This window comes from Microcoleus sp. A006_D1 (genome assembly GCF_036702805.1).
In the GTDB taxonomy this organism is placed as follows: domain Bacteria; phylum Cyanobacteriota; class Cyanobacteriia; order Cyanobacteriales; family Microcoleaceae; genus Microcoleus.
Genome location: NZ_JAUBVZ010000001.1, coordinates 508,110 through 534,255, shown reverse-complemented (window position 1 = coordinate 534,255; position 26,146 = coordinate 508,110). Strand labels below are relative to the sequence as shown.

Sequence of the window (26,146 nt, the reverse complement as noted above, 5' to 3'; positions counted from 1 at the left end):
ATAAAAATATTAAACTCCCCGGAAACCGATCGCCATTTCCATTGCATCGCGAGGACTGGGGTTAACTAATTCTCGATTTACTTTAGCCTCATATAGGTGGCCAATAAAACCCAATATAATCCCGACCAACAATAAACTTCCCCCTAAATATTGAGCTAAACTAGGAGATTCCCCTAAAATCAAATAAGCCATCACTATAGCTGCAATTGGGCTGACTAAATTGGCTAAATTTAGTTCAGTTGAAGTCGCCTTTTTTAAACCCGCTAACCAACATAATTGACCAGTGACGACAATAATCGCCGCATAGACAATCATCCATTGCCAAAGAAAAGGAGATAACACTTCTGCAAAATGGTTTGGCCCGTAAAGGAGATTGGCCAATAGGAAAAAAATCACCGTCCCTAGAATATTGCGATAAATACTAAAAATTCCCAAGGGAATTGATTGTAATTGCAGTTTACCAACAACTGTCGAAATGGAACCAATGATAGCGGCGATCGCTACACAAATTTCTCCTGTTCCAATTTGAAATCCAGCCATCGTCATCGTCTGGTCAGAACTCCCTAAAAAAGCAGTCACTATCACCCCGGCTAAGGAAATCACAGAGCCTGCACTTGCCCAAAAATTGACCCGCAAACCCAACAGCCAAACACCCAATACCAGGGTTAAAATTGGTTCGATGCGCCCAATTAAAACGATATTAGTAACATTTGTCTGTGCGAGGGCATTAAAAATTAACGCTGGAGCGATCGCCCCCGATAAAATACCTGTAATGGTTAAACTAATCCAATCTTTACGAGTCAGAGCTTTCAGAGTATTCGGTTGCCAGTCTTGATGAAAAATTAGAGTCATTAACCCCAAAGCACAAATATTACCCACAAATAAGACATTGCAGAGTGAGATGGGATTTCGACCATTTATAGCATGAGCTTGTCCAATTTCAACAATTTTACGAGTTAGAGAATTAGAACTCGCAAAAATCAAAACAGCAATGCCAAGATATATGGTGCCGGGAAGTCGCATTAAAATCTTATGGACTCCATTAACAATATTCATAATTTTATATGGTTTGATTCCCGTACTATGTAACTGTCAACTGTCAACCTGTTTGCTATCAACTGTCAACCTGTTTGCTATCAACTGTCAACTGCTATACTTAGCTTAAGGTGATGCCTTTTTATAGCCTATTTGGGGAGCAGAATAAATGGAGACAAACACAGCATCTTCACTATTCTCATTCACTGCCCCATGAATCTGATTTTTTTCTGCGATGGCAACTTCACCAGCATTCAAGCTTTGGCTTTCACCATTGCCTAAATAATAGGTCAAAGTGCCCCGGAGCATCACCCAAGTATCTTGTCCATCGGGGTGAAAATGACCTTGCACAATTTGCCCAGGCTTGACTCCCCAAATAGCGATGCTAGCATTTTCAGTCTCAATAATTTGTGTCACCGTAGCGACTCTATCGGAGAAACGAACATAAGCTTCTAGGGCTAAAATTATGGATTTTATCATTTTCAAGTTACCGTTTTATTTTGGTTGAGGACAGGTTTTGTTGGTAAAATCACATTGATAAATATAGTGTTCTTGCCAATGGAGGGGAATCTCTAGTAAATCCCGCGCACCAGTCATTCCCTGACCGATAAATAGCAACAGAGCAAAACAATTGAGAATGATATGAACGGTGCGCCAGCGATTTTGTTTGTCCTGATAAATATCTTGGACGATCGCCACTGAAAAAATCATCAATAAAGCGGCTGTAATACCGTAGTAAAAATGGGAAACAAACCATTGATTATCTAGACGATAAATTTCTGGGTGAAGCCCTAAAATAATCAATCCCATGCCCGTCAAAGTGGCAAAAATGCCTCGCCAGAGTTTAACTCTTGCCCTAAATAGTAGTGTGAAAGAAGCAATAGTTAACAGGAAAATGGCGATCGCAAAAAAGACTCGAAAGGGTTCTTTGGTAAGGGTGTCGTTACTGAGCATTTTTGAAAAGATGGGATAGGCCATTCCCAGTAGGGCAACCCCTACGACTGAGCCGCTCAACCAATTACCGATCGCTACGTGCTCGGAACCGACTACTGGCGGAATTTTACTTTTTTCGCCACCGGCAACTTGCAGGCGACGTTGACGGGTGAGTAGGGCGCGATTCACCACAATGCCGATTAAGGGAAAAACCACAATAATGGCGATCGCCGGATGTAATAATGCAAATATGTCTTGAAGTTCCATGTTAAAGATCCATTAATTCACTATGGAGTTTAAGTTGTTAATTCACGGTATTTTCCAATATATCTATCGGAATTTTCCCTTACTTACCCTCAGCAAGGGAACAGGCAAATTACTTGACTTCAGCGGCGGAAAAAGTTGCTACTCTCCCTTGCTTCACAGCGACAACGACATCATAGGTTGCACAGTAAGAGAAGGTAACATTATTGGCTTTGTTGTAGAGATTGACCACCATGCCTGCTCCACCGGGTTGTACTCCTAATGGTAATAAATCACCATAGAAAAATCGTCGCAATTGGTCGCCACTACCAACTTGTCCTTTACTTTTACTAATAATATCGATTTTTTGCTGAACCGTCATTTCCGGGGCGGCGATTGCCGTATTTTGGAATTTGGGCAAAAAGCTATGTACAGCTACATCTCCCGCGCTGATAGCGCTAGCAAGGGCTAGGGTAGCGAACAGAGGACTGAGGGATTTGAGTTTTAACATCTTCGTTTTTTGGTGACAACGGTTGATGACGATATGATGATCTATTTCAATTTTTTTGACAAGCAGGCAAAATAGAATATGTTATATGCCATTTTGGAATAGGTGCTGTATGGATCGAATTGCCTGTATGCAGAGTTTCGTTCGGGCGATCGAAATGAAGAGTTTTTCGGCCGTAGCGCGGGAACAACAGACGACGCAACCGACAATTAGCAAGCAAATCGCCGCTCTGGAAAAATATCTGGGGGTACAATTACTCACTCGTTCTACTACGAACTTGAGTTTGACTGAGGAGGGGAAAAAATACTATCAATACTGTCAGCAAATTTTGGAAACTATCGCCGAAGCGGAAGCCAGTTTAACAGAGAAAGAACGGGCGACAGGCATTTTACGATTAGGCTGTCCCGTGCTTTTTGGGCAAATGCAGATTGTCCCCCGTTTAAAAGCCTTTCTGAAACGCTATCCCGATGTCAAGATCGATCTGATGATGGCGGATCATTTTGTGGACATTGTAGAAAATGGTTTAGACCTTTTGATCCGCATTGGCAATCGTCTGGATAGTTCCTTGATTAGCCATCCCATCGGCACTACCCGCCGCGTCACAGTGGCAACAACAGGCTATTTTGAGCAAGCGGGAGAACCTCAAATACCGGATGATTTAGTGGATCATGATTGTATTATATATACCCATCTGTCAACGGGCAATGAGTGGCATTTTTTAGGAACAGATGGCACTATTAAGGTGCGGGTTGGGGGCTGTTTTCAAACTAATAGTTCTGTGGCTATTCGATCGGCAGTGTTATCGGGTTTGGGCATTGCTGTCGCGCCAGTCTGGATGTTTGGTGATGAGATTTACCGGGGCGATCTCAAGGTTGTGTTGCAGGATTATCAGCCGACTCCGTTGCAAATTCATGCGGTATATCGTCGCAGTCGCTTTTACCCGGCAAAAATAATTAGTTTTATTGATTTTTTAGCGGAAGAATTTAAGCTCGATCCCTGGGTTTGAGATTAATTAGTATTCTATTCTATTCTAGCAATTATAGAAACAACAACAATTAAGGTTAAAGACTCAAAGGGCGATCCTCTTCGTTGGCTTCGCTAACGCACGCTGATTGAAGCGAGATCGCACCAGTGGTAATTTTGAAGTATTGGCTATTGCGATCGAGCTTTAGAATAATAAGGCTAGAAACTAAAAGAGCGATCAACCCACTGGTAATAGCGCATCTACGTGCCAAAGTGGATCAGGGCTGCGCGGATCGCGATGAACCCGCGATCCGTGAATCACCACATCAATCTTTCAAGAGCGATCGATTAACGCCTCGTGAATTGCAAATTGCTGAATTAGTTGCTTTGGGACGAACAAATGCACAAATTGGGAAATAAATTTGGATTACTGAGAATTCTGTGAAACAAGCTTTGAAGCGAAGCCTCCCATGTCATGCAATAGATGACGATTATACTTTTACCAGCTATAACCCTAACCATCCTATCGGTGAATAGGCTTGCAATAAATACCTATGGCGGATCATCTGAAGCTTTCCAGGAATCACCTTCTTGCTTTGGGTACCTCATATCGCTTATTATTCTTAAAACACTATCAAGCAATCCCTAAAACTACCGTCAAGCACCAAAAATAATGCCTATTTCCAGCACCTTACCCCAATTGGATCGAACCCAGCCCTTCCCCAAAAGGCGATCGCCATGTTAGAAGCTTTCGTATTAGCAACAGTATTCTGTGGTTTTTTTGGCATCATCTTTAAAAAAAACCTGATCATGAAAATCGTCTGCATGGATGTGATGAGTACAGGAGTCATCGCCTACTATGTCGTGCTGGCATCGCGAGATGGCTTGTTGACACCAATTATTTCAAAGGCTAAAAATGTTCCCTATGCAGATCCGGTTCCCCAGGCGGTGATCTTAACGGCGATCGTGATCGGCTTTTCGATTCAGGCATTAATGCTAGTCGGTGTAATGAAGCTGGCACGCGATAATCCGACATTGGAATGTAACCAAATTGAGATAAACAATACTCCATGAATACCCTGACGATCGCCTGGATTGCCTTCCCATTTTTTATCGGGTTTATCATTTATTTGATTCCGAAGCTTGACAAGTATCTCGCAATATTAGGAGCAATTGTTTCTGCTGCTTTTGCATTCCAACTTTTTGCGATGCCGTCAGCGGTGACACTGGAATTACTCGATCATTTCAGTGTTACTCTGCTAGTCGATCGCCTAAGCGGTTACTTTATCTTAACCAATGCCCTAGTCACAGCAGCCGTTATCCTCTACTGTTGGCCCACAGATAAGACGGCATTTTTTTATGCACAGATTCTGATGGTGCATGGTAGTCTGAATGCAGCCTTTGCTTCTACGGACTTTATCAGTTTATATGTGGGATTAGAAGTCAGCGGGATTGCAGCTTTTTTGTTGATTTCCTATCCCCGTACTGACAGATCTATCTGGGTGGCTTTGCGCTATCTATTTATTAGCAACACGGCAATGTTGTTCTATCTAATCGGTGCCGTGCTGGTTTATCAGGCAAGTCATTCCTTTAGTTTTGCCGGATTGGCCAAAGCACCTCCAGAGGCGATCGCCCTGATTTTTATGGGACTCTTAGTTAAAGGAGGCGTATTTGTATCCGGGTTGTGGCTGCCGTTAACTCACTCCGAATCAGAAACACCGGTGTCGGCTTTGCTATCAGGAATTGTCGTCAAAGCCGGGGTATATCCCCTCGTACGGTGCGCGCTGATGGTGGAAGAGGTGGCTCCTATTGTCCAGATTTTCGGAGTCGGAGCAGCGTTTATGGGCGTGTTTTATGCCATCTTTGAAAAGGATACTAAACGGATGCTGGCGTTTAGCACAATTTCGCAATTAGGCTGGATTCTTGCTGTACCCGAAGTGGGCGGACTTTACGCGCTGGCGCACGGTTTGGTCAAATCGGCACTATTCCTAATTGCTGGTGCTTTACCAAGTCGCAATTTTCAGGAGCTCAAACAAAAGCCGATCGAACTAAAAATCTGGATTGCTCTAGTTATCGCTAGTTTGTCAATCTCTGGGTTTCCCTTTTTGGTTGGCTTTGGGGCGAAGATGTTGACGATGAAGAATCTGCTACCTTGGCAAACGATCGCGATGAATGTCGCAGCAGTGGGCACGGCAATCCTGTTTGCTAAATTCATCTTTCTACCCCGTGGTGGCACAGCCGAAGCAAAACCTGGTTTTTGGCCTCCGGTGTTGCTATTGTTGGGTGGATTAATTGCAGCTAATGCCTTTTATGTTCAGGCTTATACGCTGGAAAATATGCTAAAGGCGATCGGCACTATCGGCGTTGGTTGGTTAGCCTATTTCTTGATTTTTCAACGCACGGCAATCAAACTGCCACGGATGTTTGAAAAATTCGATAATTTGGTCGGTTTTATGAGTCTCGTTTCGCTTCTACTATTCTGGATGGCATTACCAAAATGATTGGACATCTCATCTTAAGATTGAGCATCTGGTTTCTACTGACTGCCGATTTTAGTTTGGCAAATATTGCGATCGGTATTGCGATCGCTTTCCTCTTGCCACGCAGCTACACACGCCCGGAACCGCTAAAGGAGTGGTTTGATGTCTATGGTAAGATACTTTTGGCGATTCCGATCGCTTATCTAGAAGCATTTGAGCTCATCTTCCGTCCCCACAGACACGAAGATATAGTCCTGGAAAAAGTGCCAAATCATCGATCGCCTCTGTTGATATTCCTAGATGTCTTTCTGATCACTTTTACACCCAAGACAATTGTTGTGAAATACCGGGAAGATGGTTTTTATGAAGTACACCGGGTGCGACGGACATCAAGTAACTAGCTGAAGTTTTTTTCGGATTTTTAACCGCAGAGAACACAGAGAGCACAGAGTTAGAGCAGAAAGAAATGAATCTCAAAAATTCTTAGCAACACAGTTAAGAGATATAAGTTCTACAATTGAAAAAATCAGGAGGTAACATAATTGAACAACTTGAATAACTTGATTTTAATTGCGATGATTTTGGCTTTGCTCATACCCATGTACGAGGTATGGAAAGATGAGGATATCTGGCAGACAATGTTGGCTTTTGCTAGTATTTCGACTAAGACGGCAATCATCGCTCTGGTTATATCTGTCTGGCGCGATGATTGGATGATCGGTGTGGTGGCCGCGATTATCCTGAGTGTGGGTAATGCTGGATTGATGTTGTTGGCACAAATAATCAAACGTATTAGTGACGCATGATTGTAATAGATGTATTGAGCTATACCTGCATCGGTATAGGGATTTTTTTCTGGTTTTGGGGTACTTCTTATCTACTTGGAAAGCGATCGGTTTTATATAAACTTCACAGTCTTTCGGTAGCAGATACCCTTGGCTCGATGTTGATTGTGGTGGGATTGCTACTGAAAATACCCAGCAAATGGCCTCTGCTAATTCTTGCGATCATTTGCTTAGCGATATGGAACACCATGCTGGGATATGTATTAGCCTATTGTTCCAACGCAGGGAGTGATTATGAACGATAATAGCTACATTTATGTCCTCGTTGCTCTGCTGCCCTTAGCTGCTTGTATGCTGGTGTTTCAGGTGAATCCATACCACGCATTGCTACTGCGAGGGGTGTTGGGGGCGATCGCAGCTTTGGTGTATACAATTTTAGGCGCGGGGGATGTGGGCTTGACTGAAGCCTTGATGGGCACTCTACTCGCGATTACACTTTATGCGGTGACAGTGCGCTCATCCCTCGTGCTGCGTCTGGGTGTGATGGAAAGCGCGATCGAGGGCGATGCTGTCTCAGACGACAAAATGGCCGGCCATTTTCAGCAAGTTATAGATGACATTCGTGCACTTTTCAAGAAACGTCATATGCGTCTGGAAGTGTTGCCCTATGCGACTACTCAAGCATTGCATCGGGCGTTGATGGAAAAAGAAGTTCATGCAGTTTGTTCCCCACAAGAGCAACTGGAACCTAGTAGCGAAACGCCACCTTATAACACCGAAATTAGAGTTCGGCGTGTCTATGAGATTATGCAAACCGAACTTTCATCACCAGGGACAACTCTAACTTATGTGAATACACCAGACGTAGAGGAAAAGCATTAATGAAATGGGTTTATCTGATCGCCGGCATAGCGCTATTCGTCAAAATGCTGCTCGTCCCCAATCCAATATCTGACTTTTCGCAGCAAAATTCGATCGTTCAATTGGTTGTCCAAGATAGTGGAGTATCTAATGCGGTTTCCGGTATCATTTTGCGGAATCGCTTATACGATACGATTTTTGAAGTAGTGGTATTTACGATCGCAATTTTAGGCGCAAAGTATCTACTTGCAAATGAAAGGCCGTCTTGCGCGGTTTATCAGTTTACGGATCAACCATCGATTATTTTGGCGCGATTGGGAGCAACTATTGCCGCGTTGGTAGGTATAGAATTAGCAATTCGCGGGCATTTGAGTCCCGGTGGTGGTTTTGCGGCCGGTGTAGCGGGGGGAACTGCGATCGGGCTAATTGCAATTACCTCATCGCCACAGTGGATGGAAGAAATCTACCACCGCTGGCACGCTGCGATTTGGGAGAAGATTTCGGTGCTGGTTTTTATTTTATTATCAGTGATCACGCTGTCGGGATATGAGTTGCCACATGGAGAGTTAGGCACGCTTTTGAGCGGCGGAATTCTCCCCTTACTGAATGTCCTAGTTGCAGTCAAAGTCACATTAGGATCGTGGGCGGTGATGTTGGTATTTATTCGTTATCGCGGATTGTTGTGACAGATTTGAGTCCGCACTTAAATCCATTGGCATCGGGATAGTAAATAACAGTTAACGGTTAACGGTTAACTGTTAACTGTTGTTATATTCCCCATCAAGCAATTGCTGCACTTATTGTTCTACCTACTTACTTTTGGGCAACAATTGATTTAGCGCACCACACAAGTATTTCTTCACTGTGTCCCTACTTGCACCAACGCCACTGGGAATCGTAAAAATCATTTCGACAGTTAATAGAGTTCCATCCGCTGAGGCAAAAACATCGATCGGCAAAGCACGCTGAAATGCTGTGGCGGGATTTTCGGCTTTCATGACACCTGTACTCACATCGGTGCTGATAGTTTTGATGCTCTCGCGGGCCAAAATGGGTCGCAATTGGGAAAATGCTCTTTCTATCGATAATCCCTCAACCTCAACACGGGCAGAAAAGGCGGCACCATTGAAAAAGTCACCCTTTTTTTGAAAGCTTTCTTCGCAGGTTGTGGCAACTGCGGGGGTGGCGAAACACATGAGAGCTAGAGTTAACAGGAGCGATCGCATATTAGCTGAGGAATGAAGAATGAAACAATCATCAAAACAATGATGCACCATCATCGGATTGTTTGGCAAGAGATGGAAGTATCTTCTACGCAACTACAATTTGCTGAGTACCAACAAACTCTGGATTGAAAGCTGGATTATCATCTTCCAACAGCATCTGGATGCACTTTTTTGAAACGCAAACTTGGATAACTTGGGTTTTCCTTGAACTCGCGATATGCGTCGCGTGTTTGCTCTTGAACTTGTTTTGGCAGTGCCGCAAAAGATTTACGGAATTCGGCTGTAGTACGGGACTTCACAATGTTTCTGGATCGAGTTCTTGGGTTTTACCTGCGTGATACTCAGTCATTGCCGTCGCTGCAAGTTTGGCAAGAGTATCGGGAGAACTAGCAAATGCTCGATCGCATATTAGATCGTCTTGAAGTTCTTCCAAAATCATTGAGGCGATCCTCTTCGTTGGCGTAGCCCCCGTAGGGGCGGGCTTCGCTAACGCATCTTGCTCACTTGCAGGCAAGGTTTTCAACTTAGCGATCCTCTTCGAGGGCTTCGCTAACGCACGCTCCAGTAACTCAGTCATGGCTAGCACACTCTTAGAATCAAAATGGCATCTTATCTATTATCGCTTCTTCTAGGCAAGTAGAGTGAATCACAAATTGCGAAAGTGCGATCGTCCTTGACAACTATTGCACTCTTCGCAGAACAATAGACAAGATTGCAAAATTCATTTTAATCAAATTTTGTAACAGGCAAGATGCCTGTTCCACAAGAGAAAATGTTTTTTGTGGAACGGGCCGAAGAGCCCGTCCTAGTTATTTTTGCAATCTTGTCTAATAACGCTAGAAACTAAAAGGGCGATCCTCTTCGAGCGCTTCGCTAACGCACCGAATTGAAGGGCGATCGTTCTACTGGTAATTTTTTTGTTCTAAAGTCAACTACTAATGCCTTCCCCATTCAAAGATTCAAGTCGTGACAGCCATTTGTTGAAGTGAGAGCATTTGCTCCGAATTACTTGCAATCCAATTTGTTCAGCTAACTGCGATCCAAAAACAGACTTCGCTTTTCCGTAATCAGGGAACAGAGCTATGATACGCTTGCTAGGTGATGTTTGCGGCCCATCATTGATTAACTCAGGTGTCCGATGTTGATTTGCGATAGCTTGGAGAGCTTCAATCTCTTTTGTCCGTCCAGCATCAAGGTACTCAAAACAGGTTGGATCGGAAAACAGGTATGCCTCATATTCATGTAACTGAACGTAAGGAATGAATCGAGCATCATCAATATCTTCTGCAAAACGTTGTTCTAAAAATTCAACCCGCTGTATCGGATCTTGACGTAGACTCTCAGACTCAGCTAATCCCGGAAAATCGGGATGAAGAGCATATAAATCAATCATAGTTGTGAAGAACACATCCGGGGCTTTCTCTTGCTTAAGAAAACGCATGATATCATTCTTCATCGGCCCATACTTACGACCACCACCTCGATGCACTTGACCCTTCTTTTTTGCATGAGCAATTAGTATGGGATTGTGCATAAACATTCCATATTGAGTGAGCTAACTGCGGTTTGAGCGAAATGTCAGCGAATGTCTGCTCGGTTTGTCCTTCGGCAAATAGGTAAAGACGCGCCATTAATGGGGGCCTCCACCAATAATATTTTTTTCCCAAACTTCTCCCAGACTGTACTCGTCAAGCCAAGCATCTAATTCTCTGGGATTTAACCTCTTAAATTGCGATTCCTTGCCCTCTCGGTTTACCACAATCACATCTTCAGGCTCGAAATTATCCAAGAAAGAACTAGATTGGGTGCTAATGAGAATTTGCGTGTGGAGTGCAGTCTTGCTAAATAAATCAGCCACAACATTTAGGGCATAGGGATGAAGCCCCAACTCCGGCTCATCAACAACAATGAGTTCTGGCAGTTCATTTTCAGGCTGTAAGAGTAAGGTTGCAAGGCAGATGGCACGTAAAGTACCATCGGAAAATTCATGAGTTCCAAATACTCGATCGGACTCTTTTTCTCGCCAATTAAGAATGACTCGATTAGATGCGTCTGGCTCCAGAACAAAGTCATCAAAAAAAGGTGCAATCAGACGAATTGTTCCAATAATGCGTTGATAAGCTGCACCCTCGTTTTCTTCACGGAACCTCAGAAGTAATGCAGCTAAATTTCCCGCATCGGGCATTAGCCATCGGTTGTCACCAACGTAACAGGATTGTCGAACTCCGGCCGTAGAAGATGTGTCATGAAAATGGTATACACGGCAACGATTCAGCAAATATTCTAGCGTTTTAGCCGTTTGCTTACCTTCCTTTGCTGCTTCTTTGATTCGGCTTTCCTGATGTCCTGCACCTAATTCGTCAGTCCTTGGGGATGGCCAGCCTGTTTGCAGAAAGCTCAAAGTTTCTTGGGCAAAAATTAGCGTATCACCCGCCGCATGAAACAGCCGAAGATGATAATAATCTACCCCATTTTCGACTTTAAATTCTAGTTTTGCTTCTATTTGGGGCGTTGTTTTAGGCCCAAAATGTAGGAGGGATTGAGCACGACCTGATACACCAATAAACTGTTGAAAGCGTCCAGCCATCATCTCATTAAGCATCTTGAAGAACGAGATAAGATTGCTCTTGCCTACCCCATTTGCTCCAATCAAGATATTTAGGGGATGCAATTCAATATCTATTGCTTTTATAGACTTAAATCCATTGAGGGTTAATCTTTGTAGCCTATTCAAAAGTCAGTCTCCTAAGTCTGCGATGGTGTGTTTGCTTTTTTGGATAAGGTCTAATGTTCGATCGCCCTTGACAAATATCGCACTCTTCGCAGAACAATAACGCTAGAAACTAAAAGGGCGATCGTACTGAATTGAAGAGCGATCGACCAATTGGTAATTTTGAAGTATTGGGTATTGAGTATTGCGAATGGCGCCATGAAGTTGTGCGACGACAAATAACCGTAAACTGCTACATAACGCTGACCGAGTAGGCACGAATTGCCCCATCTACTGTCGCAATAGTCAGACCATTCTCTAAAGCTTGACAGATAAGCATTCTGTCAAATGGATCGCGATGTAATGGTGGCAGTTTAGCCAGTTGAGCTACGCTACTTTCATCAAGAGCAAGACTGACAATTTGATGAAGATCGCGCTGTTTGGGTAAATATGTTTCGGGATGCTCCGGCAGAGGTAACTTACCCAACTGGTACTTTACAATTGCTTCCCAGACGGAAACTGCACTCAAATATACCTCATTATCTGGATCGCGAATTGCATCTCGAACATCTGTTGATAACTTGATGTCACCACTGATGAACCATAAAAAGATGTGCGTATCTAGCAGAATCTTCATTTACCTTCAAATGCACTGAGGATATCTTCCGGCAAAGGAGCGTCGAAATCATCTGGAACTGTAAACTCGCCTGCACACAAACCAAATGGTCGTAATTGCTTGCTACTAGAAATAGGTCTTAGTTCGGCGATCGGCTTATCTGCTTGCAGGATAACAAAAATTGCACCTGCTTCCACTTGACGCAGATACTTTGAAGGATCGCGCTGAATTTCATCAACTGTCACACTTAACATAAAAATGCCTCAGTATAAAGCTCAAAAGCAGTTTCATGGTCTTTCTCAACAACCGCAGTGAACGTTCTCATAAAGTTAAACTAAAGTAGATGAAATAACCATTATAACTGAGATAGCAACTTGTCGTACTCTGCGTGGGAACCAACCCAAAACCAGATCACAGTATCTCCATCCAACTGACCAACGGCTCGATAGTTGTTGCTGATTCGAGCAGAGTATATTGGTAGCTCTGGATGCACTTTTTTGAAACGCAAACTTGGATAATTTTGGTTTTCCTTGAACTGGCGATATGCGTCGCGTGTTTGCTCTTGAACTTGTTTTGGCAGTGCCGCAAAAGATTTACGGAATTCGGCTGTAGTACGGGATTTCACAATGTTTCTGGATCGAGTTCTTGGGTTTTACCTGCCTGATATTCAGCCATTGCGGAGGCTGCAAGTTTGGCAAGAACATCGGGAGAACTAGCAAATGCTCGATCCCATTTTAGATCGTCTTGAAGTTCTTCCAAAATCATTGAGGCGATCGCATCTTGCTCACTTGCAGACAAGGTTTTCAACTTAGCGATCGCGCGATCGAGTAAATCAGTCATGGCTAGCACACTCTTACAATCAAAATGGCATCTTATCTATTATCGCTTCTTCCTGGCAAATCTATATCTTAGGAAGCAGAGCTATCTACGTCGCAAATTCTGGAAAATACTGGTCTACAAAGTCCATCACCTTTTGAAAGTGGAGAATTCCTTCCTCTGGCCTTAGTACCCCATATTTTTCGTCTCCCCAAGATCTAAAAGATCTAATTTTCCAATTATCGGGGTTTTTTAGATAAACTTCTGCATAATCAGTTCCATGTCTACGATCTAACCACCGTAATGCTCCAATAGCCCATTTTTGGTCGTACTGTCGATCGCCAACGGGTAAGTAGGTGTCGAGATAAGAGCGCAAAACTCTTACCGATTCAGCACCGTCAAAACGAGCTAATGCAAAACAATGAAATTGTCCTGCATAACAAGTTTGACTTGGAATCAGTAAAGTTTCAATTTTATTGAGATGGTGAGAAAGCCGACCAATTCCACAAAGCCAACTTGCTGTAATTGTATCCCTCCAATTACCGTTATACATCTGGATCGTTTCTTCCTCAGTTACTTCATATAGAGCAACTGTCGTCGAGTCCACAAAGGCATCTAAATCTTCTTTGCCAAGCCCTAAAAAGTTACCGTGTAAAACGTTGAGATAAAGTGGCTTGGTATATGCTCCGCAATATAGATTCATTTTTTTTGATGATCTTTTAGTATCAACTTGTTAAGACTGAACCCTCTCCTGGATTTGTGGTAAAAACGGTAGCGTAAGCGTCTCACTCATGCAGGCTTTCCCACCCGCACCACGGGAATTTTTATTTTTCCGCTCATCTAAAATTCAAGAGAGCCAGACTGAACATCTCAATTATAACCTCATCATAAATTGACGCAAACATCTAATAGATAAGCTTCAGCCTCAAAAAAATAGAAAACCCCCAAATCTATTTCTAAAAGCTTTGGGGGTTTTCTTCCTAAATCTCGTTCACATTACAACTTACTCTGCTCGATCGCAGGTGCGCGCAAAGACACCGTTTTATCAGCAGCAGCCTTAGCCACCAACGAAGGCACAGAATCACGCAATCTAGCCGTCAACTGTACAGTCGTCGCATCGTAAACCTGAGTCAACATCTTAGGATACAAACCAATGCCAATAATCGGCACTAACAAAGCCGCAATGATAAACACTTCTCGCGGTTCCGCATCCACCAACTCTTCGTGTTCCACCAATTCCTTATTCTCAGAACCGTAGAAAATCTCACGCAGCATTGACAGTAGATAAATCGGAGTCAAAATCACCCCGAAAGCAGCGAGAAATATCACGCAAACCTTAAACACCGGATTGTAAGCATCGCTGGTTGCAAAACCTACAAACACCATCAATTCTGCTACAAAACCGCTCATTCCCGGCAAAGCTAAAGAAGCCATAGAGCAAGTAGTCCACATGGCGAAAACCTTACGCATTTTCTGGCCGACACCGCCCATTTCGTCGAGCATGAGGGTGTGAGTGCGATCGTACGTGCAGCCTACCATGAAGAACAAACTCGCCCCGATCAAACCGTGGGAAACCATTTGCAGCATGGCGCCGCTGGTTCCCAAATCGGTAAACGAAGCTATCCCAATCAGCACAAATCCCATGTGCGAAATTGAAGAATAGGCAATTTTTCGCTTCAAATTGCGCTGAGCAAAAGAAGTTAAGGCGGCGTAAACAATGTTAACTACACCCAAAATTACTAAGAGGGGTGCGAAGGTAGCGTGAGCATCGGGGAGCATTCCCGCATTCATCCGCAGTAAGGCGTAGCCACCCATTTTTAGCAGAATTCCTGCTAGCAACATATGGGCGGGTGCGGTTGCTTCGCCGTGGGCGTCAGGGAGCCAAGTGTGCAGCGGAAAAATTGGCAGTTTGACGCCGTAAGCTATTAAGAAACCTGCGTACAGGAGTAATTCTACATTGGTGGCGTAGTCTTTGGCTGCGATCGCCCGCATATCGAAAGTCACCGTATCGCCGTAAAACGCCATCGTCAGCGCGCCCACCAAAATAAACAGCGAACCGCCTGCGGTGTACAGGATAAACTTAGTTGCTGCGTAGAGGCGCTTCTTGCCGCCCCAGATGGATAAAATCAGGTAAATCGGGACTAATTCCAGTTCCCAAACCAGGAAAAACAGCAACATATCCTGCACGGCAAAAACTGCGATTTGGCCGCCGTACATTGTCAGCATCAAAAAGTAAAATAGCTTCGGTTTAAATGTGACTGGCCAAGCTGCTAAAGTAGCCAGCGTAGTAATAAAACCTGTCAGCAAAATCAGCGGCATTGACAAACCATCAGCACCTACCGACCAATTTAAATCGAGTTGCTGCACCCAAGTATAACTTTCTACCAGTTGCAAGTCTGGATTGCTGAAGTCGTACTGAGTGTAAAAAGCGTAAACCAGTAGGGCAAAATCGATCAAACCCACAATTAGTGCATACCACCGCACCGTCTTGCCGTCCTTATCGGGAATCAAAGGAATCAGCAGGGACGCAGCAATGGGAAACAGAATTGTTGTTGTTAACCAGGGAAAGTTAGCTGTATCCATTGCGTTTTAAAATAAGCCGTCAGTTATTAGGTTTAAACACATTTTGGCACTTTTGGTCTAAATTTTATACTTTCTTTATACTAAACGTTTGTTTTTGCTATATTTGTGACAATTTGTGCGATCGTACAAATTGAGTTTAATGCAAGATTTATGTCTATTTGCTAATTGTCAATTGTGAGTTATTGAGCTAATACCATTTGTTCAAATATCTCTTGGTGGGACACGGCAATTTACTCGTTACCAGGCTCCAGCCTGGTAACGCAGATCCGGAGGCTCTGCCTCCTTTTCAAGAATGAGGCAGAGCCTCTAGATATCGGTTCCCAGGCTGGAGCCTGGGAACCAGGAGATTGACACCAATAGGCAGTGCCGTTTCCCGACAGATTTAGCTGACTCCAGAAACGATCGCAAAACCCAGAACTGCGACAAACACAATCAGGGCGTAAAATTGAGCGCGACCGTTTTCAATGTATTTCAAGGCTTCGCCTGTTACCAGGGCGAGAAAACCTGTCAAATTAACCACACCATCGACAACTCGCAAATCCACTTCCATGACTTGTCGCGCTAAACGACGGCTGCCTTTGACGAAGAGAAACTCGTTGATATCGTCGAGATACCACTTGTTGAGGGAGAACTCGTAAAGCGGTTTGATTTTTTGGGCGATCGCATTTGCATCAATTTTCCGGCTCAAATACATCAGAGAAGCCAAAGTAATGCCCAGCAAAGCAATACCTACAGAACTGCCGCCCATGATTAGAAATTCCGTCAAATCAAACTCAGCGGCGTGTGCCAAAACTTCTTCCAGAGACTCGCCAGGAGCGCGTACAAACTGCTCGAAATAATTGGCAAACGGCGTACCGAGAAAACCGATAAACACAGAAGGTACTGCCAACAACACTAACGGCAGAGCCATTGTCAGCGGAGATTCGTGAGGGAAATGGTCATGCTCATCGTGACTTTCGCCAGTAGTGGCCAATTCCTTAATGTTCATTGCTCCAGGGCCGAAGACCAAACCTGGTTGCAGAAGTTGTTGCTTGATAGCGTTGTCATTGCCCCGGAATTCGCCCTCAAAGGTGCTGAAATACATCCGAAACATATAAAACGCGGTCATCCCCGCAGTCACCCAGCTAACAGCCCACAGAGCGGGATTTGCCTCAAAAGCTTGGGCGAGGATTTCGTCTTTTGACCAGAAACCTGCAAACGGCGGAATGCCGCAGATTGCTAAATTGCCGATTAAAAAGCAACTAGCGGTAATCGGCATATATTTCCGCAATCCGCCCATAACTCTCATGTCTTGAGCAAGAGCTGGGTTGTGGCCGACGACATCTTCCATGCCGTGAATGACTGAACCCGAACACAGGAACAGCATGGCTTTGAAGTAAGCGTGTGTCATCAAGTGGAAAAGTCCGGCACTGTAAGCGCCGACACCCATTGCCATTACCATGTAGCCCAATTGGGAGATGGTGGAGTAGGCTAGACCTTTTTTGATGTCATTTTGGGTAATTGCGATCGAAGCACCCATGAATGCTGTAAAACAGCCTGTGCAGGCGATCAAATTCATGACGACTGGCAGCCCTTCAAACACTGGGTACATCCGAGCGATCAGGAATACGCCGGCGGCTACCATCGTGGCGGCGTGGATTAAGGCGGAAATCGGTGTGGGGCCTTCCATTGCGTCTGGGAGCCAGACGTGGAGGGGGAATTGAGCAGATTTGGCTGCTGGGCCCAAAAAGATCAGGACGCCGAAGATTGTCGCCAGAGTCGCGCTCAAAGCACCGGATTCGACTAATGAGTGCAGGCGTTCGCCCATTACGTCAAATTCAAAGCTGCCGGTGGCCCAGTAAATGCCGAGGATGCCCAGCAGCAAGCCGAAGTCGCCGACGCGGTTGGTGACGAAGGCTTTTTGGCAGGCGTCTGCTGCGGGTTTGCGATCGTACCAAAAGCCGACTAGCAGGTACGAACACATACCTACGAGTTCCCAGAAAATGTAAATCTGAACGATGTTCGGGCTGATTACTAGACCTAGCATTGAGGCGCTGAAGATGCTCAGGTAGGCGTAAAAACGCACGTACCCGTCATCGTGTGCCATGTACCCGTCGGTGTAAATCATCACCAAAAAGGCGACCGTGGTGACGATCGCCAGCATTACCGACGTGAGGGGGTCGATGATATAGCCCATATTCAGCGAGAACTCGCCAGCAGAAGCCCACTCAATCGTGCGGGTGTAGGGTTCGTGGCCCTGTAGTTGACTCCACAGCAATGCGAAAGATAGTACCATTGACCCTCCGAGCGTGGAGACGATGAAGATCGCATTCGCTTGTCGGAGTTTGTTGGTTGCCTGGTTGAAGGTGATTAAGCCTATACCTACTAGCATTGCGCCTGCCAATGGCAGGACTGGAATCAGCCAAGCGTATTGATAAAGCTCTTCCATGACTGATAGGTAGTTTAAAGTTTCTACTAGAATTGCGAAAACTGTAAACAATTGTGACACAAGCCTGCGCGACTGGGCAGAAATACTTGTTCTAATTCTTAAGATAAGATAGGACGTACGGTTGAAACCGCGTCTACAAAAACGATGTCCGCCGGACGCCGACTGAATAAAATTACGTTTTACGTAATTTTCACCGCCTTTTCTTCAACCCGCTCCCGTCGCGTGAGTGTTTGTATAGACGCGGTTGAAACCGCGAGCGTCTTATTTAAATCTATACCAAAAGATAGATAGACAAATATCGCAGTCCTGTGTATCTAAGACTGCGATATTTATTTTGGTCGGTTGCCCGATCGACAAATGGGGAATTCCTTCTCCCTTCTACATAAAAGCCGAATACCTGCTTTCTGGGCAATAGCCGAATGCCTTTAAGCCGTTACCTGTTGCCTACTTCCTGCGGTTGCAGACGTTGAGTTTGGGAAGACCGTTGAGTGGCGAGCATCCAGTAATCCAGAGTCCGCCGCAGTTCCTCGCGTCCTTGGTAGCGTTCTAATCTAAATAGAACTTTGTCGCCCTCAAACAAAATCAGTGTCGGCAGACTTGTCAGCCGGTAAGTGCTAGCCAACTTGAAACATTGATCGGCATTCACCCCTAGGAGCTTGACTTTTCCTGCCCAATCTGACTCAAATGTCGTAATCGTAGGCTCGATCGCGCGGCACAAACCGCACCAAGGTGCCCAAAAGTGAACTAAAACGGGGGTAGAGGCTTCAAAAACCTCTTGTGCAAAAGTGCGTTCGCTAACCGACAACACCATGAGCCCTCAAAATTTAATAATTTTTTTTCTATCCTAGGGATCATGCTACCAGTATATGTTCCCTGTGACACGTATCAAAAAAGGATGAATTTTCCACAGCAGGCCCGTAAAAATGGCTACCCCTACGTAGGAAGGGCGGAGAAACTCAAGCAAATCAATGGTTTGACGCTTTTGGAGGATTGCCAAAAAGGGAATAATTGAGGTTTGAGATTTGATGGTTTCAAAGGATTCGCCAAAACGAGCGCGCAGCCGGCTGTCGCCGTGCCATACTCCGAACAGGTGGTGAAGTATCAAACCGATGGAAGTGACCAGGGTAAAGCTAGTGCCGATCCACAGGGTGTGGGCCACGCACCAAATCACCTGTCCCACCATTTGCGGGTGACGGGTGATGCGAATGATGCCGGCTTGGTACAGGTGAACTTCCGGCTTTTGGATGGCGGCAATTTCTAGGAGGTTGAAGGTTGCTGGGTACAGAAACAGAAAGGAAATTGCCGAAAGTATCCAAACTAAGGGTTTAACTGCCGGCACGCCCTGTACTTGCCAAAGCTGCACGCCGTCGTAGCGGTGGTTGAAAAAGTAGACAACCAGAATCACCGCCAGCGGCAAACTGACAAGGGCAAACAAAACTCGGTAAAGTCTCGGCCCGATCAGCTTTTCACCTTTCGGGCGCAGGGCTGCTAAACCGCTGTGGGCGATCGCAAAACCGCATAAAAGTCCGAGAATAACTAAGTGGGAGTCCAGCGCTAAGTCGATCGTCATTGCAAATATTAAGAAAAGTTATTGATTCTCTGCCAAATTGTGTCACAAAGTATCTATGGGATCATTCAGCGGTTATCAGTTATTGGTCATCAGCCTGCACTCAACTGTTTAAAAAGTTAACTGACAACTGACAACTGACAACTGACAACTGACAACTGACAACTGACAATTTAGATATATGTCTGACCTTCCTTTCACTTTAGACCAGTTACGCATTCTCAAGGCGATCGCCTCTGAAGGAAGCTTCAAACGCGCCGCCGACAGCCTCTACGTATCCCAGCCAGCAGTGAGCTTGCAGGTGCAAAACTTAGAGAGACAGTTGAACGTGCCGCTGTTTGACCGGGGGGGGCGGCGGGCTCAACTGACCGAAGCTGGACACCTGCTGCTGAGTTACGGCGAGAAAATTTTATCGCTTTGTCAAGAAACTTGTCGAGCTCTGGAAGATTTGCAAAATCTCCAAGGCGGTACTTTGATCGTGGGCGCTTCTCAAACAACCGGGACGTATTTGCTACCCCGGATGATCGGGATGTTTCGGCAAAAATACCCGGATGTAGCGGTACAGCTTCACGTGCATTCGACCCGCCGCACCGCGTGGAGTGTGGCCAACGGACAAATCGATTTGGCAATTGTGGGCGGAGAAATCCCTACCGAACTTGTAGAAGCTTTAGAAATTGTTCCTTACGCTGAGGACGAACTGGCTCTGATTCTCCCGCCGTCTCACCCGATGGTACAACAAGAAAGCATCCAAAAAGAAGACCTTTATAAATTGCAGTTTATTTCCCTGGATTCGCAGTCTACTATCCGCAAAGTCATCGATCAGGTGCTGACTCGCTGCGGCATTGACACGCGCCGCCTGAAAATCGAGATGGAGTTAAATTCGATCGAAGCCATTAAAAATGCCGTTCAGTCGGGACTGGGCGCTGCTTTTGTGTCGGTTTCGGCGATCGAAAAAGAGTTGCTCATGGGCGTCTTGCATAAATCTAAAATGGACGAAGTTTTGGTAACTCGGATTTTGTCGCTGATTTACAACCCCAACCGCTACCGTTCTAAAGCAGCAGAGGCTTTCAGCAATGAAATTTTGCCTTCCTTTGCTACTTATTCCACCACCCACGAGAAGAAAGAACCACCCGCGATCGATTTGGGACTTATAGAAATAGTAACTCCCAAGTCGGAGGGAAGTTAATCTGTTATGTCGCCTGCTGTTGGCAGTTCGCGGTTAGTTGAGAGATTAAAATATGGTTTTATAACGCATGAAAAAATTGGGAATGGGTAATTGGGAATGGGTAATTGGGAATTGGCTTGTTTGATCCCAAAAGCTAATACCAAAACTAGCTAAAGAGGATAAAATAAACTGGGAATCGCATACAAGGAAAGTTTAACCGCGCAGAATTAGGAATTAAACCATTCCCAATTCCCAATTCCCAATTCCCAATTAGCAATTCCCAATTAGCAATTCCCAATTCCCAATTAGCAATTCCCAATTCCCAATTAGCAATTCCCAATTCCCAATTCCCAATTAGCAAACCAAAATGGAAGTTTACTGCACCCGTCCTGGCTGCCCGCGCCCTCAAAACTATTTTTCCGATCTCGATGACAGTTCGATGCTGAAAACGGTGCAGCAAAAGTTTTGCACGACTTGCGGAATGCCCCTGATTTTGAGCGGCCGCTATTTGCCAGTGAGGTTGTTGGGTCAAGGCGGTTTTGGGGCGGCGTTTTTGGCCAGAGACCGCTATACTCCGGGGATGCGGCAGTGCGTTGCTAAACTTTTGCAGCCGTCGATAAGTCTGACTCCGGCACAGCTAAAAATTGCTCAAACTTTGTTTGAACGGGAAGCGGCGGTGCTGGAAGAACTGGGAAACGAACATTCGCAAATTCCGAGTTTGTTGGCGTTTTTTGAGCTGACTGTTCCGAGTTTGCAAGGGGGGAAAAACGATCAGTTTTTCTATTTGGTTCAAGAATTTATTGATGGTGAAAATTTGGAGGAGGAACTTGCTGTTAAAGGTAAGTTTTCGGAGGCGGAAACGATGGAGGTGCTGCGGGAAATATTGAAGGTTCTTGATTTTGTGCACTCTCGCGGTTCGATTCACCGGGATATTAAACCTGCTAATATTATGCGGGCTAAAAATGGTCGGCTTTATTTATTAGATTTTGGGGCTGTTAAACAGGTGACGCAAACTGCGGGTACTTCTAAGGCTTCCACTGGTATTTATTCTTTGGGTTATGCTCCGCCAGAACAGATGAGCGGACAAGAAGTTTATCCAGCAACGGATTTTTATGCTTTGGCTGTGACTTGCATTACTTTGCTGAGTGGTTTGCAGCCGACGGAGCTTTTTGATAGTTATCAAAATGAGTGGAATTGGCGATCGCGCGTGCAGGTAAGTTCGCGTTTGGCTCAAGTTCTCGATCGAATGTTATTGCCGGCTCCCAGCCAGCGCTATCAATCGGCGGCCGAGGTGGAAGCGGCTCTAAAATACAATTCTCAACAGCCTACCATGGTCGTGCAGCCCCCGGCAGTAAGGACTCCGCCTCCCCTACCGACTCAGCCGCCACCACCGACTCAGCAGCCTCCTGTGCCTGTTCCCGCGACTCCTGCGGGAAATCTGCAAGCTTCGTCGAGACGGGCTTTTTCGATTTGGGATATTTTGGGAGGGGCTGCGTTTACGGGTTTTGAGGGGGGGTTGCTGGCGATCGCCCTGACGAGTTTGCCGCTGTCTCCCAGCGTTGGTATCGGATTGTTGGGGATGATTGTGGGGGGTCTGATTTATGGCCAGTACCGCAGGGCGATCGAACAAACTGAGATGCTGATTATTGGTGCAGGTACTTTCGCTTTGCTATGGTTTTTCCCGGCTTTGCGCGCCGCAGTTACGATTTATCCGAGCTCTCCGATCACTGGAGTATTGTTTGTGGGATGGTTGGCGGCCTTGGGGGCGATCGCTGCAACAGCGATTTTTCGCTTAATTTATAAGTTACTTTCTAATATTTTTTAAGCCTTATTTGAAGTTCTAAAGACCTAGTTTGTAGTGAGGACTTTAGTCCTTGTTTCCGAGGACTAAAGTCCTCACTACAAACTATTTCATTACAGGTTTGTAATTCAATCTTGCTGCGTAGAAAACTGGCGGGCGCCGATCGCAGAAAAGGCGATCGCAGCCACCAACAACACAGGTATGCTGTACCAAGGAAACTTTGCCATATCGTAAGCAGCGGCTCTCAATCCAATGCTGGCATAAGTCAGCGGCAACAGATAAACTATGCCTTTCAGAGCTACCGGCAGCGACGCTGGGTCGAAAAATGTCGCGCCTAAAAATGACATCGGAGTTATCAGAAAATTGTTGTACAATCCAACTGATTCGAGAGATTTTACGGTTAACCCCACTATCACTCCCATGCCCGCAAATACAGCAGAATTGAGAATTATCAGCAACAAAAATAACGGATGCAAAAATACCAGCTTTTGAGTAAACAAAACTGCTACTAAAATCACCGAAACAGAAGTCAGCAATCCCCGCAATATTCCGGCTAGCATTTTGCCCGCGTGCAAAGCTAACGGGTGTACCGGCAGCAGCAGCAATTCCTCAAATGTTTTACTAAAAAGGCGTTCGCCGCAAATCGAAAATACTGTGCCGGTAAAACTTACTGTCATCGATGAAAGTGCTACCATTCCCGGCAACATAAATTCTAGATAATTGCCACCAATTGCAGGTTTAGGCATGGAACTTCCCAACCCGAAACCAAAAGCTAGAATGTAAATTAATGGGGATGTTAAACCAGCGGCGGCAATTGGCAAAATTCGGACTCGCAAATCTAGCCATTCTCCCCAAAACACGGTCATTGTGTCTGTTAGTATAGTTTTAATTGAGGTTTTTTTCATGGTTGGGCGAGGTGATTTGCATAATTGATATCAAGTCCTGTCAATTAACGGGACTAAATATGACATCTTGATAATTATCAAGTTAAAAGGTTAAATAATCAAGACTGCTGCACTGTTCTAATTTGGTTTCAGTTAAAGGCAATTTGCCTAATGCTACTTTTTCCTGTTCTCGGTTCAACCAAATTGCTTTTAAGCCGGCGGCTTTGGCACCGCAATAGTCTGCTTTGAAGCTGTCGCCGATATGCAAAACATTCTCGGCTGTGCAGTTGTGCTTTTGCAAGGCTGCGGTGAAAATTTCCGGCTGAGGTTTGGCTGCACCTACTTCGGTGGAAATTGTGACTGATGTGAAATATTCTGCTAAGTTGAGTGCTTTTAATACTGGATAGAGTCGCGAATCGAAATTCGAGACTACTGCTAATTCAATTCCTTGTTGCTGCCATCTATTTAAGGATCGGAATACGTCGGGATAGACGAACCAAGGTTCGGCGGTGGCAAAATGAGCGTAGAGTTCGGCAAAGAATTTGGGATAGTCAGAAAATTGGTGGAAAACGCCTGCTATTTGGAATGCTTTTGCAGAAACTGTTTGCCACCACTCAAATTCTAGCTGGGGAATTTTTGCTGCTTCTATTGCTGGAAATGCCATCGGAGTTGCTGAGGCGAAGCTTTGGTAAAATGCTGCATTTAACTCTTCGCTTTTAACTATTACTCCAAAACTATTGGCTTGTTGTGCGTAGACTTCGCCGACGCTGCCGCGAACGTCGAATAGTGTCCCGGCTGCATCTAAAAAGATAATTTTTGTCATTGGTTAGAATAAATTTGAAAACGAGTAATAGAAGACCGGGCGAATGGAATTCGCGTCTACACAAACTCTCACGTGCCTCCGCAGGTTGAAGAATAAGAATAAGACCGGGCGAATGGAATTAAGTTATTTTTTTCAGCGAAGGGAATTCGCCTCTACACAAACTCTCACGTGCCTCCGCAGGTTGAAGAATAAGAATAAGACCGGGCGAATGGAATTAAGTTATTTTTTTCAGTCCGCAGAGGCGGACATTTTTTGTAGAGACGCGAATTATATTCGTACGTCTTATCTATTACTTTTTCATCAACTCCTGAATCGGCTTGCTAATCCAATTGAAACCAACTTTTAATTGATGGTCAAATGTTGGCATCCGATAGAGATAGGCTAGGCGGCGAGCAATGTGTGCTAGTTGTCCGTCGAGTTTGATTCCTAAGCCTGTGAGGGTGGCGTTGTCTATTCCTAATGTCATCATTTCTCCTAGCGGCTGGTACCGGAAAGGTAGTAATGGGCGGTCTGTGAGGGATGCCCAAATGTTCCAGGCGGTGTAGTCAGCTTGTTGGAAGGCTGTTTGGGCTGTTCCGGGGACTTTTTGACCTGTTGCGTCGTGACATTCGGCTAAGTCTCCCAAGGCAAATATGTCTGGATTGTCGATTATTTGCATCTGGGAGTTAACTATTAATTGACCGCGTTGGTTTTGTTTGAGGGGGAGCGATCGCACTGCTTGACTAACTTGAGTTCCTACTGTCCACAATACTATGTCTACGGGGAGAACGTCTAGTTGTCCTTTGTAGAGTAAGGAGATGGTGTCGGATTCGATCGCCTCTACCGCCGTTTCCAAGTCAATCCAGACTTTGCGTTTGTCTAAAGCTTTTTGGGCGGCTTCGCGGTTAAACTCTGGTGATGTCCGCAGAATCGTGTCGCCTTGCTCGATTAACCGGACGCGACCTTTGTCTCCGAGCCGATCGGCTAATTTACAAGCTAATTCTACTCCCGAATAACCGGCGCCGACGATCGCCACCCGAATTTTGTCAGTGTCGCTAGCTTCTAAAAATCGCAGTCTTTCTTCCAATCGGTAGGCGTCATCGAGGCTGCGGAACGAGTAAGCGTATTCAACTGCTCCCTTGACCATATCGAGAGGTGTTTCGCCGCCTAAAGCTAAAACGAGCCGATCGCACGGAATTTCTGGCCCGTCGTGTAACTGCACTCGCTTGGACTCCACGTCGATGCCGGAGACAGTGCCTTGACAAAAGCGCACGCCTGTGTTTGGCAGGATTTCGGCAAAGGGCGGGGCGATTTCCCAGGTTTGGAGTTCCCCGGTTAAGAGTTCGTACAGCAGCGGAACGAACAGGAAGCGATCGCGACGGTCAACTAGGACAATTTCAGGTTTTTCGGTTTTGGAGAAGGGTAACTGACTCAAGCGCAGGGCTGTGTAGAGTCCGCCGAAGCCTCCGCCGAGAATGCAAATCCGGGGTTGTTGTTGAGTCATGGTGTTTTGTTTGAGGGCGATCGGTAGCAAGGCAACTTATCTTATTCTAACGAGAGTGGGAGAGTGCGAGAGTGAGAGATGGGGAGAATCGGAAAAATCTTCCCTGAACATCCATCCGTTAAATCTGTTACATCCGTTAAATCCGTTATACAATCCGTTGCCGAACTGCCTTCTGCCTTCTACATAATATCTTTGATTAGCTTTGCCTATTAGCCAGGATTAAATTTTTTGAATGT

Annotated in this window: 32 protein-coding genes; 10 read left to right on the top strand and 22 right to left on the bottom strand. The window is 45.3% G+C overall.

Annotated elements, in window-relative coordinates; translation table 11 throughout:
- Positions 1–9: 9 nt before the first annotated feature.
- From QUB68_RS02215 to QUB68_RS02200, 4 genes are all read right to left on the bottom strand, one after another.
- Positions 10–1,056, bottom strand: coding sequence for a DMT family transporter (locus tag QUB68_RS02215; RefSeq protein WP_332988961.1), 1,047 nt, complete (start codon positions 1,054–1,056; stop codon positions 10–12).
- A gap of 105 nt (positions 1,057–1,161) precedes the next feature.
- A complete protein-coding gene (locus tag QUB68_RS02210; protein WP_332988958.1) occupies positions 1,162–1,515 on the bottom strand; it encodes a cupin domain-containing protein in 354 nt (117 codons plus the stop codon).
- Positions 1,516–1,530: 15 nt separating this feature from the next.
- The gene (locus tag QUB68_RS02205) at positions 1,531–2,235 is read right to left on the bottom strand and encodes a DUF4079 domain-containing protein (RefSeq protein ID WP_332988956.1); all 705 of its coding nucleotides are present in this window, start codon (positions 2,233–2,235) and stop codon (positions 1,531–1,533) included.
- Between the two features lie 109 nt (positions 2,236–2,344).
- Complete coding sequence (locus QUB68_RS02200; RefSeq protein WP_332988954.1) at positions 2,345–2,722, bottom strand: hypothetical protein; 378 nt, start codon at positions 2,720–2,722, stop codon at positions 2,345–2,347.
- A gap of 109 nt (positions 2,723–2,831) precedes the next feature.
- Here QUB68_RS02200 and QUB68_RS02195 point away from each other — a divergent pair, with 109 nt between their 5' ends.
- From QUB68_RS02195 to QUB68_RS02160, 8 genes are all read left to right on the top strand, one after another.
- A complete protein-coding gene (locus tag QUB68_RS02195) occupies positions 2,832–3,725 on the top strand; it encodes a LysR family transcriptional regulator (RefSeq protein ID WP_332988951.1) in 894 nt (297 codons plus the stop codon).
- A gap of 695 nt (positions 3,726–4,420) precedes the next feature.
- Entirely contained in the window at positions 4,421–4,756 is a 336-nt protein-coding gene (locus tag QUB68_RS02190; protein ID WP_332988948.1) for a cation:proton antiporter subunit C, read from the top strand.
- Positions 4,753–6,183, top strand: a complete 1,431-nt coding sequence (locus QUB68_RS02185) for a cation:proton antiporter (protein ID WP_332988945.1) — start codon at positions 4,753–4,755, stop codon at positions 6,181–6,183. The genes QUB68_RS02190 and QUB68_RS02185 overlap by 4 nt, the downstream gene beginning before the upstream one ends.
- On the top strand, positions 6,180–6,563 hold the full coding sequence (locus QUB68_RS02180; protein ID WP_332988942.1) for a Na+/H+ antiporter subunit E: 384 nt from the start codon (positions 6,180–6,182) through the stop codon (positions 6,561–6,563). The genes QUB68_RS02185 and QUB68_RS02180 overlap by 4 nt, the downstream gene beginning before the upstream one ends.
- 174 nt (positions 6,564–6,737) lie before the next feature.
- Positions 6,738–6,968, top strand: coding sequence for a hypothetical protein (locus QUB68_RS02175; protein WP_106146229.1), 231 nt, complete (start codon positions 6,738–6,740; stop codon positions 6,966–6,968).
- The gene (locus QUB68_RS02170) at positions 6,965–7,252 is read left to right on the top strand and encodes a monovalent cation/H(+) antiporter subunit G (protein ID WP_332988938.1); all 288 of its coding nucleotides are present in this window, start codon (positions 6,965–6,967) and stop codon (positions 7,250–7,252) included. Before QUB68_RS02175 ends, QUB68_RS02170 begins: the two co-directional genes overlap by 4 nt.
- Entirely contained in the window at positions 7,242–7,829 is a 588-nt protein-coding gene (locus QUB68_RS02165) for a DUF4040 domain-containing protein (RefSeq protein ID WP_332988935.1), read from the top strand. Before QUB68_RS02170 ends, QUB68_RS02165 begins: the two co-directional genes overlap by 11 nt.
- Complete coding sequence (locus QUB68_RS02160) at positions 7,829–8,494, top strand: Na(+)/H(+) antiporter subunit B (protein ID WP_332988932.1); 666 nt, start codon at positions 7,829–7,831, stop codon at positions 8,492–8,494. The genes QUB68_RS02165 and QUB68_RS02160 overlap by 1 nt, the downstream gene beginning before the upstream one ends.
- A gap of 123 nt (positions 8,495–8,617) precedes the next feature.
- On the opposite strand, the gene QUB68_RS02155 is transcribed toward QUB68_RS02160, so the two are convergent.
- The 14 genes from QUB68_RS02155 to QUB68_RS02090 all read right to left on the bottom strand — a co-directional run bounded on the left by QUB68_RS02155 (position 8,618) and on the right by QUB68_RS02090 (position 19,757).
- The gene (locus QUB68_RS02155) at positions 8,618–9,034 is read right to left on the bottom strand and encodes a hypothetical protein (RefSeq protein ID WP_332988929.1); all 417 of its coding nucleotides are present in this window, start codon (positions 9,032–9,034) and stop codon (positions 8,618–8,620) included.
- A 295-nt stretch (positions 9,035–9,329) separates the two neighbouring features.
- Positions 9,330–9,611 carry a hypothetical protein gene (locus tag QUB68_RS02150; protein WP_332988927.1) on the bottom strand — a complete coding sequence of 94 codons (282 nt, stop codon included), beginning with the start codon at positions 9,609–9,611 and terminating at the stop codon, positions 9,330–9,332.
- 351 nt (positions 9,612–9,962) lie between these two features.
- Positions 9,963–10,568 (bottom strand): DUF4276 family protein, encoded by a 606-nt coding sequence (locus tag QUB68_RS02145; protein ID WP_332988925.1) that lies wholly within the window; start codon positions 10,566–10,568, stop codon positions 9,963–9,965.
- 96 nt (positions 10,569–10,664) lie between these two features.
- Entirely contained in the window at positions 10,665–11,768 is a 1,104-nt protein-coding gene (locus QUB68_RS02140; protein ID WP_332988923.1) for an AAA family ATPase, read from the bottom strand.
- A gap of 50 nt (positions 11,769–11,818) precedes the next feature.
- Positions 11,819–11,965, bottom strand: coding sequence for a hypothetical protein (locus tag QUB68_RS02135; protein WP_332988922.1), 147 nt, complete (start codon positions 11,963–11,965; stop codon positions 11,819–11,821).
- Between the two features lie 32 nt (positions 11,966–11,997).
- Complete coding sequence (locus QUB68_RS02130; protein ID WP_332988920.1) at positions 11,998–12,381, bottom strand: type II toxin-antitoxin system VapC family toxin; 384 nt, start codon at positions 12,379–12,381, stop codon at positions 11,998–12,000.
- Entirely contained in the window at positions 12,378–12,614 is a 237-nt protein-coding gene (locus QUB68_RS02125) for a type II toxin-antitoxin system Phd/YefM family antitoxin (protein ID WP_332988918.1), read from the bottom strand. The genes QUB68_RS02130 and QUB68_RS02125 overlap by 4 nt, the downstream gene beginning before the upstream one ends.
- A gap of 101 nt (positions 12,615–12,715) precedes the next feature.
- Positions 12,716–12,985, bottom strand: a complete 270-nt coding sequence (locus QUB68_RS02120; RefSeq protein ID WP_332988916.1) for a type II toxin-antitoxin system RelE family toxin — start codon at positions 12,983–12,985, stop codon at positions 12,716–12,718.
- Positions 12,982–13,200: a hypothetical protein gene (locus QUB68_RS02115; protein ID WP_332988914.1), complete on the bottom strand. Its 219-nt coding sequence runs from the start codon at positions 13,198–13,200 to the stop codon at positions 12,982–12,984. The genes QUB68_RS02120 and QUB68_RS02115 overlap by 4 nt, the downstream gene beginning before the upstream one ends.
- Positions 13,201–13,285: 85 nt before the next feature.
- On the bottom strand, positions 13,286–13,879 hold the full coding sequence (locus tag QUB68_RS02110; RefSeq protein WP_332988913.1) for a DUF6000 family protein: 594 nt from the start codon (positions 13,877–13,879) through the stop codon (positions 13,286–13,288).
- Between the two features lie 293 nt (positions 13,880–14,172).
- Positions 14,173–15,759, bottom strand: coding sequence for a photosynthetic/respiratory NAD(P)H-quinone oxidoreductase subunit D1 (gene ndhD1, locus QUB68_RS02105; protein ID WP_442923029.1), 1,587 nt, complete (start codon positions 15,757–15,759; stop codon positions 14,173–14,175).
- A gap of 382 nt (positions 15,760–16,141) precedes the next feature.
- A complete protein-coding gene (locus QUB68_RS02100; RefSeq protein WP_332988911.1) occupies positions 16,142–18,187 on the bottom strand; it encodes an NAD(P)H-quinone oxidoreductase subunit 5 in 2,046 nt (681 codons plus the stop codon).
- Positions 18,188–18,620: 433 nt separating this feature from the next.
- Positions 18,621–18,998: a thioredoxin family protein gene (locus tag QUB68_RS02095; RefSeq protein WP_332988906.1), complete on the bottom strand. Its 378-nt coding sequence runs from the start codon at positions 18,996–18,998 to the stop codon at positions 18,621–18,623.
- A 45-nt stretch (positions 18,999–19,043) separates the two neighbouring features.
- Positions 19,044–19,757: an NnrU family protein gene (locus QUB68_RS02090; protein ID WP_332988904.1), complete on the bottom strand. Its 714-nt coding sequence runs from the start codon at positions 19,755–19,757 to the stop codon at positions 19,044–19,046.
- A 178-nt stretch (positions 19,758–19,935) separates the two neighbouring features.
- Between QUB68_RS02090 and QUB68_RS02085 the strand changes: the two genes are divergently transcribed.
- The gene (locus QUB68_RS02085) at positions 19,936–20,940 is read left to right on the top strand and encodes a LysR family transcriptional regulator (RefSeq protein ID WP_332988902.1); all 1,005 of its coding nucleotides are present in this window, start codon (positions 19,936–19,938) and stop codon (positions 20,938–20,940) included.
- Between the two features lie 145 nt (positions 20,941–21,085).
- Here the strand turns inward: QUB68_RS02085 and QUB68_RS02080 are convergent, their stop codons facing one another.
- Positions 21,086–21,280 (bottom strand): hypothetical protein, encoded by a 195-nt coding sequence (locus QUB68_RS02080; RefSeq protein WP_332988900.1) that lies wholly within the window; start codon positions 21,278–21,280, stop codon positions 21,086–21,088.
- 6 nt (positions 21,281–21,286) lie between these two features.
- On the opposite strand from QUB68_RS02080, the gene QUB68_RS02075 reads away from it, so the two are divergent.
- Positions 21,287–22,744, top strand: a complete 1,458-nt coding sequence (locus QUB68_RS02075; RefSeq protein WP_332988899.1) for a serine/threonine-protein kinase — start codon at positions 21,287–21,289, stop codon at positions 22,742–22,744.
- A gap of 104 nt (positions 22,745–22,848) precedes the next feature.
- On the opposite strand, the gene QUB68_RS02070 is transcribed toward QUB68_RS02075, so the two are convergent.
- The 3 genes from QUB68_RS02070 to QUB68_RS02060 form a co-directional block, all read right to left on the bottom strand.
- Positions 22,849–23,625, bottom strand: coding sequence for an ABC transporter permease (locus tag QUB68_RS02070; RefSeq protein WP_332988897.1), 777 nt, complete (start codon positions 23,623–23,625; stop codon positions 22,849–22,851).
- Positions 23,626–23,707: 82 nt separating this feature from the next.
- A complete protein-coding gene (locus QUB68_RS02065) occupies positions 23,708–24,427 on the bottom strand; it encodes an HAD-IA family hydrolase (RefSeq protein WP_332988895.1) in 720 nt (239 codons plus the stop codon).
- A gap of 289 nt (positions 24,428–24,716) precedes the next feature.
- Complete coding sequence (locus tag QUB68_RS02060; RefSeq protein ID WP_332988894.1) at positions 24,717–25,910, bottom strand: NAD(P)/FAD-dependent oxidoreductase; 1,194 nt, start codon at positions 25,908–25,910, stop codon at positions 24,717–24,719.
- Positions 25,911–26,146 lie beyond the last annotated feature (236 nt).